Raw genomic sequence first — 13,559 nt, 5'->3', positions numbered from 1 at the left:
CGGTTCGGGGCCCGTGCTGGCCCGTCGACGAACTGGTGGGGGCCGGCCCGAGCCCGGGCGCCAGAGCGCCCGGCGGAGCCTGACGGGCGGCCCACGGGTCGGTGGTCCGCCCGCCCCCGAATTGGATCCGCCGTGCCCACGCCCGGCACGCCGGGCGTCGGTGCCGGCAGTCCAGCCTTCACCCCCGTACCTTCTCGTTTCCTTCCCGTCCGGCCGCCACCAGGTACGGCGGATCGCAGTTCGGGTGGGAGCGCCCGTATCGCGGAGTTGTCGGCGGTACGGACTAGAGTCGCCACCGTGACAGCTACGACGCCGCGCCTGCTCCTCGTCGACGGACATTCCCTGGCATACCGGGCCTTCTTCGCCCTGCCGGTGGAAAACTTCTCCACCACGACGGGCCAGCCGACCAACGCGGTGTACGGCTTCACCTCGATGCTGATCAACGTGCTGCGCGACGAGCGGCCGACCCACATCGTCGTCGCCTTCGACGTGTCCCGCCGCTCCTTCCGCACCGACAAGTACGCCGAGTACAAGGCCGGCCGCAGCGAGACCCCGACCGACTTCAAGGGCCAGGTCAGCCTGGTCAAGGAGGTTCTCGCCGCGCTGCGCGTGCCGGTGGTGGAGAAGGAGGGCTACGAGGCCGACGACATCATCGCCACCCTGGCCTGCCAGGCCCGCGACGCGGGCATACCGGTGTTGATCTGCACCGGTGACCGGGACGCCTTCCAACTCGTCGACGAGCAGATCACCGTGCTCTACCCCCGCAAGGGCGTCTCCGACCTGGCCCGGATGGACCCGGCCGCGGTCGAGGCCAAGTACGGTGTGCCCCCCGAGCGCTACCGCGACCTGGCCGCGCTGGTCGGCGAGACAAGCGACAACCTGCCCGGCGTCCCCGGTGTCGGGCCGAAGACCGCAGCCAAGTGGATCAACGCGTACGGCGGGGTGGAGGGCGTGGTGGCCCGCGCCGACGAGATCAAGGGCAAGGCCGGCGACAGCCTGCGCGAGCGGCTCGCCGACGTGATCCGCAACTACGAGATCAACTGCCTGGTCGCCGACCTGGAGCTGCCGGTGCGCCCCGAGGACGCCCGCTGGCCGGGGTGGGACCGCGAGGCCGTGCACCAGGTCTTCGACACCCTCCAGTTCCGCATCCTGCGCGACCGTCTCTACCAGTACCTGGACGCCGTCGAGCCGGAGGCGGAGGCGGGCTTCGAGCTGGCTGGCGAGCTGCTCACCGCGCCGGGCGCGGTGACCGGCTGGCTGAGCACGTACGCACCGGTGGGCACCCCGGTCGGCGTGGCGGTCAAGCTCGACACCGGCCCCAACCGGCGACACACCGCCACCGTCACCGGCATGGCGCTGGCCACCGCCGCCGGCGCGGCGGCCTGGTTCGATCCGAGTGCTCTCGACGCGAGCGACGAGGCGGCCCTGGCCGGCTGGCTGGCCGACGAGACCCGGCCCAAGGTGCTGCACGACAGCAAGCCGGCCGTGCTCGCCTTCGCCGCGCACGGTTGGTCCCTGGCCGGCATCGCCCGGGACACCCAGATCGCGGCCTACCTGGCCCGCCCCGACCAGCGCTCCTACGACCTGACCGACCTGGCGCTGCGGTACCTGCACCGCGAGCTGCGGGTCGACGCGCCGGACAACGGCCAGCTGACGCTCGACGGGCTGGGCGGTGACGGCGAGGCCGAGCAGAACCTCATGCTGCACGCCCGGGCCACCCTGGACCTGGCGGAGGCGATCGACGCGGAGCTGTCCCGCGACGGCGAGCAGTCCGCCCGGCTGATGGCCGGGGTGGAGCTGCCGCTGATGCGGGTCCTCGCTGACCTGGAGCGCACCGGCATCGCCGCCGACACCGACTATCTCTCCGAGTTGGAGGCGCACTTCGCCGCCGAGGTGAAGGCCGCGGCGCAGGGGGCGTACGAGGTGATCGGCCGGGAGTTCAACCTCGGTTCGCCCAAGCAGTTGCAGGAGATCCTCTTCGGTGAGCTGAACCTGCCCAAGACGAAGCGGATCAAGACCGGCTACACCACCGACGCGGACGCGTTGCAGTGGCTCTACGCGCAGACCGAGCACCCGCTCCTGCACCACCTGCTGCGGCACCGGGACGTGGCCCGGCTCAAGTCGACTGTCGACGGGCTGCTCAAGTCGGTCTCCGACGACGGGCGCATCCACACCACCTTCAACCAGACGGTGGCCGCCACCGGACGGCTCTCCTCCACCGAGCCGAACCTGCAAAACATTCCCATCCGCACCGAGGAGGGCCGGCGGATCCGGCGGGCCTTCGTGGTGGGGGAGGGCTACGAGTGCCTGCTCACCGCCGACTACAGCCAGATCGAGATGCGGATCATGGCGCACCTGTCGGCCGACGACGCGCTGATCGAGGCGTTCAACTCCGGGCACGACTTCCACGCCGCCACCGCCTCGTCGGTCTTCGGGGTGCCGGTGGCCGAGGTCACCCCGGACCAGCGGCGCAAGATCAAGGCGATGAACTACGGCCTGGCGTACGGGCTCAGCGCGTTCGGCCTGTCCCAGCAGCTCGGCATCAGCGCCGAGGAGGCGCGCGGGCTGATGGAGGTCTACTTCGCCGGCTTCGGCGGGGTCCGCGACTACCTCCAGGAGGTGGTCGCCCGGGCCCGCCAGGACGGCTACACCTCCACCATCCTGGGTCGCCGTCGCTACCTGCCCGACCTGGTCAGCGACAACCGGCAGCGTCGGGAGATGGCCGAGCGGATGGCGCTCAACGCCCCGATCCAGGGCTCCGCGGCGGACATCATCAAGGTCGCCATGCTGCACGTCGACACCGCGCTGCGCGACGCCGGGCTGCGTTCCCGGATGCTGCTCCAGGTGCACGACGAGTTGGTCTTCGAGGTGGCGCCGGGGGAGCGGGTGGTGCTGGAGGAACTGGTCCGGCGGGAGATGGGTGGGGCCTACCCGCTCTCCGTGCCGTTGGAGGTGTCGGTCGGCGACGGTCCCGACTGGAACAGCGCCGACCACTGACCGCACCCTGCCGGAGATCCTGGTCCAGAACTGCCCTCCGGCGGGCGCTGTCGTACCAGGATCTATCCGACGCTGTCCAGGGCGGCGGCGAGGCGGTCGCGGATGCCGTGCTGCTGGGCTAGCCGGGCGTCGATGGCGGCGAGCCTGGCCTGGGCCACCCGAAGGCCGGCGGGTGACGGCGGAGCCGTGGTCACGTCGCCGTCCAGGCAGGGCCGGAAGAAGTCGACATCCTGGAGGGTCAGCCCGGCGGCGAGCAGGTGCCGGATGTTGCGGACCCGGTTCACGGCGCTCGGGTGGTAGCACCGGTAGCCGTTTGCGGAGCGGTGCGACTCGATCAGACCGTGCTGCTCGTAGTGGCGCAGCGCACGCGGTGTGCTGCCGGTGACCCTGGCCAGTGTGCCGATCCGCATTCGCCCGCCCTTCGTTCCCGGTCTGCCATCACCCCGGCCCCGTCGAGCTCTCGACGGTGGGGGCCGGTGTCAGCCGATGACGGCTCCACCGTCGACCGGCAGCACCACGCCGGTGACGAAGCCCGCCGCCGGGTCGCAGAGTTGCCGGATCGCCCAGGCTACGTCCTCCGGGTGCCCGATGCGGCCCAGCGGCGTGTGATCGACCTGCCAGCGGCGCAGCGCCGCGCGTTGCTCGGGGGTCAGGCCCTGGTGGTCGCCGATCGGCGTGTCGATCGCGCCGGGGGCGACCGCGACCACCCGGACGCCGCGCGGTGCCAGTTCCACCGCCCAGCTGCGGGTCAGCGAGTCGAGGGCGGACTTGCCGGCCGCGTACATCGAGGAGCCCGGCCAGCCCCGCTGACCGATCGCCGTGGTGACGTTGACGATCACGCCACGGCTCGCGGTGAGCGCGTCGAGAGCGGCGTGGGCGAGGCGGGCCGGGGCGAGCAGGTTCGTGGCGAGCTGGGCGTGGGCGTGCGTCTCGTCGAAGTCGGCGAGCGGGCCGGCACCGGCGATCCCCGCGTTGTTGACAAGCACGTCCAACCGGCCGTACTGATCCAGAGCGGCGTCGACCACCCGGCGGGGCGCGTCGGCGGCGGTCACGTCGACGGCCAACGGGGTGATCAGCGGGTGACCGGTCGCGGTCTCGGTCAGCGGCCCGCTGCGGCGGCCGACCGCCAGCACCTGGGCGCCGCCGACGCTGAAGCCTCGGGCGGTGGCGCGGCCGATGCCGGTTCCGGCACCGGTGACGACGACGGCTCTGCGCTGCACATCATTCATGCCGCCGATCCTGCGACCCTGCCGTCAGCGGCAAGGTCAAGCCGGCCGGGTCCGTCGGGCCTTCGGCGGAGCCCCGTGCCGTTCGAGCGCCTTGCGGGACGGGCCGCCAGGTGGCGGCAGCTTGGCTTTGACCGGGTCGTGGCCCCAGTTCATCAGGGAGTACCGCCACCGGGTGGCGCGGACGTCGCCGCTGGGCCGCTGCGCCATGTGCCGCCGGACGTACCCGACGACCTTGCGCATGTGTTTGTAGTCGGCCTCGGTGAGCTTGTCGCGTTTGCGCCGCAACAGGTCGATGATCTTCCGGCCGGACTCGTGGCCGACGGACTCGCCGCCCTTGCCGCCCTTGCGCCAGCCGACCTGCTGGGACTCCTCCGTCTCCAACCAGGTGGAGAGTTCACCGGGCTTCATGTTCACCGCCTCGGTGAACTCCCGGTAGGTCTGGTCGGGATCCTCACGACTGCTCACGACGCAACACCTCCGGGCGGTGGGCGACGTCCCGACCCGAGTCGTCGTTGGTGATCCGGTACTGCGGCTGCTCCGGCGAGGCGTTCACCGGGTGTCCGCGTACGTGGGTGCGTTCGGTGAGTTTCTCCTTGACGACTCCGTACGCCCGGCCGCTGTGGCTGGCCCAGGAGACGTGGTCGCCGGTGCGGAACTCCTTGTCGGCCATGCGCCGGGTTACCCCGGGTCCCCGGGCGGAAACGACCGGAGTGGGCCGGGTGCTACGGGGCGAGGTCGGATTTCTCGGTGACGAAGATGGCGGTGCCGGGGAAGAGCCGCCCGCGCAACGGGCTCCACTGCCCCCAGATTCCCTCGTGCCCCTCGGGCCACTCCGGTTCCACCAGGTCCAGCAGCCGGAAGCCGGCGCCGACCAGCTCGCGGACCCGGTCGCCGAGGGTGCGGTGCTGCTCCACGTAGCTGGCCACACCGCGCTCGTCCTGCTCCACGTAGGGGCGGGTGTCGAAGTACGAGTGCACGGCGGTCAGCCCGCCCTCGCCCGGGTCGTCGAGGAAGATCCAGCGCATCGGGTGGGTCACCGAGAAAACCCAACGACCGCCGGGACGCAGCACCCGGTGCACCTCGCGCATCAGCGCCGCCGAGTCGTCGACGAACGGCACCGCTCCGAACGCCGTGCAGGCGATGTCGAAGCTGGCGTCGCAAAACGGCAGCGCCAGCGCGTCGGCCTGGGCCAGCGGTACGCGTACCCCGCTGCGCTCGGCGGCCCGGGTGGCGTGCCGCAACATGCCGGCGGAGAGGTCCACGGCGACCGGCCGGGCACCCTCGGTGGCCAGCCAGCGGGCGCACGACGCGGCACCGCAGCCGACCTCCAGCACCCGGCGTCCGGCCAGCTCGCCGAGCAGCCGGGCGTCGGCCTCGCGCAGCCCTTCGGGGCACCAGACGAAGTCCACGTCGCCCAGGAAGTGCCCGTGTTCGGCCTGGTACGCGTCGGCGTCCGCATCCCACCAGCGGCGGTTGGCGTGGCGCGCCTCGGCGTGGTCGACCCGCCGTCGGGTCACCCGGTTGTCGTCGTCCATCAGCTCACGCTAGGCCCCGCCGGGACCGGGGCCGGCGGCAGCCCGGGCCCGGGTGGTACCGGCTGGGGCGAAATCTCCGCTTTCGCGGGTGGTGCGGCGATCAGCAGCCGGGAGGGCTTGCACGCTGTGGTAATGCAGCGGGTAGGGTAGACGATGCGCTCGCGGATCGTGTGCCTCGGCAGGGAGCAGGTGCGCGGTCGACGGAGTCACATCAAGATCTCGTTCAGCGATTTCCAGGTGGGCCCGCCGACGGATCCGTTGGCGCGCACAGGTCACCGCGACACCAGCCTGCTGTGACACACATCCGACCGGAGCAACCGCCCACATGACGAGCAGCATCGAGGCCCCCTCGAGCGCCACCAAGGTCACCCACGACGACCTCGGCTCTGAGGAAGCTTTCCTCGCCGCGATCGACGAGACCATCAAGTACTTCAACGACGGCGACATTGTCGAAGGCACCGTCGTCAAGGTCGACCGGGACGAGGTCCTGCTCGACATCGGCTACAAGACCGAGGGTGTCATTCCCTCTCGGGAGTTGTCGATCAAGCACGACGTGGACCCGGCAGAGGTCGTCTCGGTGGGTGACCACATCGAGGCCCTGGTCCTCCAGAAGGAGGACAAGGAGGGGCGGCTGATCCTCTCCAAGAAGCGGGCGCAGTACGAGCGGGCCTGGGGCACGATCGAGAAGATCAAGGACGAGGACGGTGTCGTCCGCGGCTCGGTCATCGAGGTGGTCAAGGGTGGCCTCATCCTCGACATCGGGCTGCGCGGCTTCCTGCCCGCCTCCCTGGTCGAGATGCGGCGGGTGCGCGACCTTCAGCCGTACGTGGGCCGCGAGCTCGAAGCCAAGATCATCGAGCTGGACAAGAACCGCAACAACGTGGTGCTGTCCCGCCGGGCCTGGCTGGAGCAGACGCAGTCCGAGGTGCGCACCGAGTTCCTCAACAAGCTCCAGAAGGGGCAGGTCCGCAAGGGCGTCGTCTCCTCGATCGTCAACTTCGGCGCGTTCGTCGACCTTGGCGGCGTGGACGGCCTGGTGCACGTCTCCGAGCTGTCCTGGAAGCACATCGACCACCCGTCCGAGGTCGTCGAGGTGGGCCAGGAGGTCGAGGTCGAGGTTCTGGACGTCGACCTGGACCGCGAGCGGGTCTCGCTGTCGCTGAAGGCGACCCAGGAGGACCCGTGGCGTCAGTTCGCCCGCACCCACGCGATCCAGCAGATCGTGCCGGGTAAGGTCACCAAGCTGGTGCCGTTCGGCGCGTTCGTCCGGGTGGACGACGGCATCGAGGGCCTGGTCCACATCTCCGAGCTGGCCGAGCGCCACGTGGAGATCCCGGAGCAGGTCGTGCAGGTCGGCTCCGAGGTCATGGTCAAGGTCATCGACATCGACCTGGAGCGCCGCCGGATCTCGCTCTCGCTCAAGCAGGCCAACGAGGGCTTCGTCGAGGGCGAGGAGCACTTCGACCCGACCCTCTACGGCATGGCTGCGACCTACGACAACGAGGGCAACTACATCTACCCGGAGGGCTTCGACCCGGAGACGGGCGAGTGGCTCGAGGGGTACGAGAAGCAGCGCGAGACGTGGGAGACGCAGTACGCCGAGGCGCGGCAGCGTTGGGAGGCGCACCAGAAGCAGGTGCAGACCTCTCGGGCCGCCGAGGCCGAGGCCGCTGCCAACCCGCAGCCCGCCGCGACCGGCACCACCACCTCGACCAGCGCGGCCCCGAGCCGCCAGGCCGAGGAGCCCGCGGGCACGCTGGCCACCGACGAGGCGCTCGCCGCACTGCGGGAGAAGCTCGCCGGCGGCAAGTGACCCCGGTCCGGCGCGCTGACCCCGCGCCGCGACCTGGACCCGTCGCCTGACGACAAGGGCCCCGCCTCGACCCCGGACCCCGGGATCAAGGCGGGCCCTCCCCATCCCCCACCCCCACCCCCACCCCCACCCGCCCTCTCGCGTTGATCATGAGGTTAGCGGCATTAGTTGATCTTCAAAGTGCCGCTAACCTCATGATCAACAGGTGGGGTGGGGTTTGGTGAGAGCGGGATGATCAGGTTGACTGGTGCCGTGCTGAGGGTGGGATTGACCGGCGGGATCGGGTCAGGGAAAAGCGTCGTGGCGCGGCGGTTGGTCGAGCGCGGCGCGGTGCTCGTCGACGCCGACCAGGTCGCGCGGGAAGTGGTGGCCCCCGGTACCGAGGGATTGGCCGAGGTGGTGGCCGCTTTCTCCGACCGGATCCTGGACGCCGACGGTGCCCTGGACCGGGCCGCCCTGGCTGAACTGGTCTTCGCCGACGATGCGGCCCGCCGCCGGCTGGAGGCCATCGTGCACACCCGGGTCCGGGCCCGGACGGCGGAACTGATCGCCGCGGCACCGCCGGACGCGGTGGTGGTCAACGACGTGCCGCTGCTGGTCGAGGTGGGGCTGGCGCCCGCGTACCACCTGGTTGTGGTGGTGCAGACGACGGTGGCCACCCGGCTGGAGCGGCTGATCCGCGACCGGGGGATGAGTCGCGAGCAGGCCGAGCAGCGGATCGCCGCCCAGGCCGACGACGCCCGCCGTGCCGCAGCGGCGGACGTGCTGCTCACCAACGACGGCACGCTCGCGCAACTGCACGCGGCGGTCGACGCGCTCTGGTCCGACCGGCTGCTCCCCTACGAGGAGAACGTGCGGCACCGGCGGGCAGTGCGGACCCACCGGGTGACGCTGGCCGAGCCGGACCCGACCTGGCCGCAGCAGTACGCCCGGCTCGCCGCCCGGATCCGGCACGCGATCGCCCCGGCCGACCTGCGGATCGACCACATCGGTTCGACCGCGATGACCGGGCTGCCCGCCAAGGACGTGATCGACATCCAGCTCAGCGTGCCGTCGTTGGCCGACGCCGACGGGCCGCTGGCCGAGCGACTCGCCGACGCCGGCTTTCCCCGGCTGCCCGGCGACTGGTGGGACAGCCCGCGACCGGCCGGCAGCGGTCGGTGGGAGAAGCGGTTGCACGGCAGCGCCGACCCGGCCCGCCCGGTCCATCTGCACCTGCGGGTGACCGGCTCACCGGGCTGGCGGTACGCGTTGCTGATGCGCGATCACCTGCGGGCGGATCCGGATCGGCGGGCCGCGTACCTGATGCTGAAGCGGGAGCTGGCGGCCGCCGCACCGGACAGCGGGGCGTACGCCACGGCGAAGGACCCGTGGTTCGACGAGGAGCAGCTGCGGGCCGAGGAGTGGGCGGCCGGTACGGGTTGGCGGCCCTGAGTCGGACGGCTCAGCGCCGGCTGGCCGGCGCGGTCAGCCGGGGCACCCGGCCGGGGGTCAGGTCGAGTTGCGCCCAGGCGCCGCCCCGGGTCGGCAGCTCCAGCCGGCGCAGCAGCCCGGTGCGCTCGACCCAGTAGCGCACCCGAACCCGGCCCGTCTCGACCTCCAGCACGTCGACCACGCTGCCGGCGAGGTTGTCCCCGCGGATCCGCCGTACGCTGCCCGACGGCCCGCTGCCACGGGCGGCCCGTAGCGCCGTGTCCAGCAGCGGAGCCAGGGCCTCGGTGCGGTGCGGGCCGGTGCGCCACCCGGTGGGCGGGGGCGGCAGTGGTGGGGGTTCGGCGCTGCCGCCGGCCGAGGGCTGCTCGATCCGGGCCAGGCCACTCCGGTCCCGCCGCAGCAGGGTCCGCCGGTCCGCGTCGAGGTCGGTGACGCCGAGGTACGCCGTTGCCGACGTCCAGCTCAGCCATCCCGTACCGTGCAGGTTCGTGCCTGCGGCGGCGGGAGCGGTCACGGTGACGGTGGCACCACCGGCGGCCCGCAACCGGGTGGACAGAGCGCGCCAGCGGTTCCGCTCGACAGCGGTGAGGGCGCGGGGCAGGCCGACCCGGCCGCCCAGCGCGTCGACCGGCCGTAGCGTGGGCCGGTCCGCGCGATTCAACTGCACGTGTACCGGCCCGACCTCGGGAAGTCGGGCTTCCAGCCGGTGCAGCCGCCCGTCTGCGGCCAGCCAGTAGCGCGTCGCCTCGTCGCCGACTGGCCGCGCCGTGCCCGACAGGATGTCGACCGCCTCTCCGTTGATCCGGTCCCGGCCCAGCCAACGACCAGACAGCCCGTCGACCGGGTCCGGACGGTCGCTGGCGAGGGCGAAGACGAGGTTCAGCACCGGGTTGAGCCGCCGGTCGGCGGGGAGCCGCCAGCCGTCGGCCGGTGGGACCAGCGGTGGCATGGCCGGCGACGGCATCGCCGCCGGGTCGGGGCGGAGCATCAGCACGGTGGGGGTGGCCTGGGCCAGGCCGCGTAGCTCGCCGGCACCGGGCCCGGTCACGTCCAGGTAGACCAGCTGCCGGGCCCAGTCGACCCAGCCGAGCAGGTCGATCCGGGCGGTCCCGTTGCCGACCGTGACACGCAGCCCGGCACGCAGATCCCGGTGGTTGGTGACCCGCATGGCGGCCAGCCGATCCCGCTCGGCCGTGGTCATCTCGCGGGTGGCCGGCGGCGCCCAGTTGATCAGCGTGACCACCAGCATGATCGCGGCGAGCATTGCGGTCAGGCCGAGTCCGGCCAGGGTGAGACGGTGCCGCCGGACGGCTCGCCGGCGTGTCTCGTCGGCCTCGTCGCGGGTACCGGCGAGTTCCTCGTCGTCGGTCGGATCGGCCATGGCCGGGTCGAGCAGGCCGGGCGACACCCGGGCGCGGCGCAGCCCGGGTCGGCTGCCGGGCTGGCCCGGCGCCGGGCCGGCGAGTCCGAGGATCACCGGCGGCACGATGCCGGCCCGGTGTCGCCGTGCGCCGGCCCGGTGCCGACGTCCGGAGCGGTCGGCGGGCGCGCCGGACGGGCGGCCGGCCCCGGTGGGGCGGCTGGTCGGCTCGCCCCACGGCTCGGTGGGCACCTCCGCCGGGCGGCCGGTGGGGACCTCTGCCGGGCGGCCGGTGGGGACCTCAAACGGGCGGCCGTCCCGGGTGGGGCGAGCGTCGGGCGGACGGCCGGTGGGAGCCTCTGACGGGCGGCCGGTGGGGGCGGCGGACGGGGGCCGGTGGGAGCCTCTGACGGGCGGCCGGTGGGGGCGGCGGACGGGGGCCGGTGGGAGCCTCTGACGGGCGGCCGGTGGGGGCGGCGGACGGGCGGCCGGTCCGGGTGGGGCGGGCTGCCGGGTCCTGCGGCGGGTCGGTGCGGTTGCTGCCGGGCGCCGGTCGTGAGCTGTTCTCCACGGGAGGATGAACGGGCCGGGCCCGGGTGGGGTGACGATCTGCTGGCGCCCGCGCAGACCTGGTGGCGCTTGCCGGAGGCATGGCGGCGCTCAACGGAGGCTGGGGGCGCTTGCGCAGACCTGGGGCAACCTGTCGGAGGCTGGGGGCGTTTGCGGAGACCTAGCGGGCGCTTGCCGGAGACCTAGCGGGCGCTTGCCGGAGGCATGGCGGCGCTCGCGGCGGCCGGTCTGCGCGTTCGGCGCGACCACGCCAGGTGCGCACGCCGGGCGTGCCCGGGTGCTGCGACCCTCGGTGCCGGCACCGGTGTGGCCTGTGCGGCTCGCCACCGGACCGGTCGGCCGCCGCGAGCGGCCTACGGGAAAAGCGTAGCCGGGTGAACAGGCCCACACAATGCGAATATCGAAGCCGATCAGGTGCCGGGCGTAGTCGGCCCGGACTGTCGGACCTGCGGCGTACCGTTGAGGTCATGGCGCTCGACATTCCCCGGCTCGACGGACGTTTCCAGGTCGTCAGCGAGTTCCAGCCGGCCGGCGACCAGCCGGCGGCGATCGACGATCTGGAGCGGCGGGTGCGCCGCGGCGACCGGCACACGGTGCTGCTCGGCGCGACCGGCACCGGCAAGAGCGCCACCACCGCCTGGTTGGTCGAGCGGCTGCAACGACCCACGCTGGTGCTGGCGCCCAACAAGACGCTCTGTGCGCAGCTCGCGAAGGAGTTCAGCGAGCTGCTGCCGGACAACGCGGTGGAATACTTCGTCTCCTACTACGACTACTACCAGCCCGAGGCGTACATCCCGCAGACCGACACCTACATCGAGAAGGATTCCTCGATCAACGAGGAGGTCGAGCGGCTGCGGCACTCGGCGACCATGTCGCTGCTCACCCGCCGCGACGTGGTGGTGGTCGCCACGGTCAGCGCGATCTACGGGCTGGGCACCCCGGAGGAGTACCTCGACCGTGCGGTGCGGGTCGCGGTCGGTCAGGAGCTGGACCGCGACCAGTTGCTGCGCCGGCTGGTGGACATCCAGTACACCCGCAACGACATGGCCTTCCAGCGGGGCACGTTCCGGGTCCGCGGCGACACGCTGGAGATCATTCCGGCGTACGAGGAGCTGGCGGTCCGGATCGAGCTCTTCGGTGACGAGGTGGAGAAGCTCTACTATCTCAACCCGCTCACCGGTGACGTGGTCCGCGAGGTGGACCATCTGCTGATCTTCCCGGCGACGCACTACGCGGCCGGGCCGGAGCGGATGGAGCGGGCGATCCGCGACATCGAGACCGAGCTGGCCGAGCGGCTGGCCGAGTTGGAGCGGCAGGGCAAGCTGCTGGAGGCGCAGCGGCTGCGGATGCGCACCACGTACGACATCGAGATGATGCGGCAGGTCGGCTTCTGTTCCGGCATCGAGAACTACTCGATGCACATCGACGGCCGGCTGCCCGGCAGCCCGCCGCACTGCCTGCTCGACTACTTCCCCGACGACTTCCTCACCGTGGTCGACGAGTCGCACGTGACCATTCCGCAGATCGGCGGCATGTACGAGGGCGACGCCTCCCGCAAGCGGATGCTTATCGACCACGGGTTCCGGCTGCCCAGCGCCGCCGACAACCGGCCGCTGCGGTTCGACGAGTTCCTGGAGCGGGTCGGCCAGATGGTGTTCCTGTCGGCCACGCCCGGCCCGTGGGAGCTGGAGCACGCGCAGGGCGAGTTCGTCGAGCAGGTGATCCGCCCGACCGGCCTGGTCGATCCGGAGGTCGTGGTCAAGCCCACCAAGGGCCAGATCGACGACCTGATGCACGAGATCAAACTGCGCACCGAGCGCGACGAGCGGGTGCTTGTCACCACGCTTACCAAGAAGATGGCCGAGGACCTGTCGGACTACCTCCTGGAGAACGGCATCCGGGTGCGCTACCTGCACTCCGAGGTGGACACCCTGCGCCGGGTGGAGCTGCTGCGTGAGCTGCGCCGGGGCGACTACGACGTGCTTGTCGGCATCAACCTGCTCCGGGAGGGCCTCGACCTGCCCGAGGTGTCCCTGGTGGCGATCCTGGACGCGGACAAGGAGGGCTTCCTGCGCAGCGGCCGGTCGTTGATCCAGACCATCGGCCGGGCGGCCCGTAACGTCTCCGGCCAGGTGCACATGTACGCCGACAAGATCACGCCGTCGATGGCGGACGCGATCGACGAGACCAACCGGCGGCGGGCCAAGCAGATCGCGCACAACGAGGCGCACGGCATCAGTCCCGAGCCGCTGCGCAAGAAGATCCACGACATTCTTGACGACATCTACCGCGAGGCGGAGGACACCGAGGCGACCCGGGTCGGTGGTGCCGTGCGGCAGCTGTCCCGGGGCAAGGCGCCGGTCAAGGAGACCCGCAGCCGGGTCCGGTCCGCCGCCGGCACCCCGGCCCGGGAGGGCATGGCGCGGGCCGAGTTGGCGCAGCTCATCCAGGAACTCAACGACCAGATGCTGGCCGCCGCGCGGGAGTTGCAGTTCGAGTTGGCGGCCCGGATCCGGGACGAGGTCGCCGAGCTGAAGAAGGAACTGCGCGGGATGGACGCCGCCGGGGTGAAGTGAGCGCTGGGCCGGTCATCGCGTCCACTTCGCACACTGAGGGAATAG

10 protein-coding genes are annotated in these 13,559 nt (G+C 71.9%); 4 read left to right on the top strand and 6 right to left on the bottom strand.

The genetic code is table 11. From position 1 onward, the window contains the following. The first annotated feature begins 297 nt into the window (after window positions 1–297). Complete coding sequence (gene polA / locus QQG74_RS23015; RefSeq protein ID WP_341716829.1) at window positions 298–2,997, top strand: DNA polymerase I; 2,700 nt, start codon at window positions 298–300, stop codon at window positions 2,995–2,997. Between the two features lie 62 nt (window positions 2,998–3,059). Here the strand turns inward: polA and QQG74_RS23010 are convergent, their stop codons facing one another. From QQG74_RS23010 to QQG74_RS22990, 5 genes are all read right to left on the bottom strand, one after another. Next, a complete protein-coding gene (locus tag QQG74_RS23010; RefSeq protein WP_341716828.1) occupies window positions 3,060–3,407 on the bottom strand; it encodes a MerR family transcriptional regulator in 348 nt (115 codons plus the stop codon). 69 nt (window positions 3,408–3,476) lie between these two features. Beyond that, entirely contained in the window at window positions 3,477–4,226 is a 750-nt protein-coding gene (locus tag QQG74_RS23005; RefSeq protein ID WP_341716827.1) for an SDR family oxidoreductase, read from the bottom strand. Between the two features lie 36 nt (window positions 4,227–4,262). Continuing rightward, window positions 4,263–4,691: a DUF3140 domain-containing protein gene (locus QQG74_RS23000; protein WP_341716826.1), complete on the bottom strand. Its 429-nt coding sequence runs from the start codon at window positions 4,689–4,691 to the stop codon at window positions 4,263–4,265. Then, on the bottom strand, window positions 4,678–4,896 hold the full coding sequence (locus QQG74_RS22995) for a DUF2945 domain-containing protein (protein WP_341716825.1): 219 nt from the start codon (window positions 4,894–4,896) through the stop codon (window positions 4,678–4,680). Before QQG74_RS22995 ends, QQG74_RS23000 begins: the two co-directional genes overlap by 14 nt. Window positions 4,897–4,948: 52 nt before the next feature. After that, window positions 4,949–5,761, bottom strand: a complete 813-nt coding sequence (locus QQG74_RS22990; protein WP_341716824.1) for a class I SAM-dependent methyltransferase — start codon at window positions 5,759–5,761, stop codon at window positions 4,949–4,951. Window positions 5,762–6,086: 325 nt separating this feature from the next. Between QQG74_RS22990 and rpsA the strand changes: the two genes are divergently transcribed. Then, window positions 6,087–7,574: a 30S ribosomal protein S1 gene (gene rpsA / locus QQG74_RS22985; protein ID WP_341716823.1), complete on the top strand. Its 1,488-nt coding sequence runs from the start codon at window positions 6,087–6,089 to the stop codon at window positions 7,572–7,574. Window positions 7,575–7,826: 252 nt separating this feature from the next. Beyond that, a complete protein-coding gene (coaE, locus tag QQG74_RS22980) occupies window positions 7,827–9,008 on the top strand; it encodes a dephospho-CoA kinase (RefSeq protein ID WP_341716822.1) in 1,182 nt (393 codons plus the stop codon). A 10-nt stretch (window positions 9,009–9,018) separates the two neighbouring features. On the opposite strand, the gene QQG74_RS22975 is transcribed toward coaE, so the two are convergent. Beyond that, a complete protein-coding gene (locus tag QQG74_RS22975) occupies window positions 9,019–10,620 on the bottom strand; it encodes a hypothetical protein (RefSeq protein WP_341716821.1) in 1,602 nt (533 codons plus the stop codon). A gap of 785 nt (window positions 10,621–11,405) precedes the next feature. Between QQG74_RS22975 and uvrB the strand changes: the two genes are divergently transcribed. Next, on the top strand, window positions 11,406–13,514 hold the full coding sequence (uvrB, locus tag QQG74_RS22970; RefSeq protein WP_341716820.1) for an excinuclease ABC subunit UvrB: 2,109 nt from the start codon (window positions 11,406–11,408) through the stop codon (window positions 13,512–13,514). Window positions 13,515–13,559 lie beyond the last annotated feature (45 nt).

Source organism: Micromonospora sp. FIMYZ51 (assembly GCF_038246755.1).
GTDB lineage: Bacteria > Actinomycetota > Actinomycetes > Mycobacteriales > Micromonosporaceae > Micromonospora.
The sequence above is the reverse complement of the archived record's forward strand: the minus strand, read 5'-3'. Positions and strand labels throughout refer to the sequence as shown.

Coding starts and splice junctions, on each gene's coding strand:
- QQG74_RS22990 (WP_341716824.1), bottom strand. CDS start 5,761: ATGGACGACGACAACCGGGTGACCCGACGGCGGGTCGACCACGCCGAG.
- QQG74_RS22995 (WP_341716825.1), bottom strand. CDS start 4,896: ATGGCCGACAAGGAGTTCCGCACCGGCGACCACGTCTCCTGGGCCAGC.
- rpsA (WP_341716823.1), top strand. CDS start 6,087: ATGACGAGCAGCATCGAGGCCCCCTCGAGCGCCACCAAGGTCACCCAC.
- uvrB (WP_341716820.1), top strand. CDS start 11,406: ATGGCGCTCGACATTCCCCGGCTCGACGGACGTTTCCAGGTCGTCAGC.
- QQG74_RS23005 (WP_341716827.1), bottom strand. CDS start 4,226: ATGAATGATGTGCAGCGCAGAGCCGTCGTCGTCACCGGTGCCGGAACC.
- QQG74_RS23010 (WP_341716828.1), bottom strand. CDS start 3,407: ATGCGGATCGGCACACTGGCCAGGGTCACCGGCAGCACACCGCGTGCG.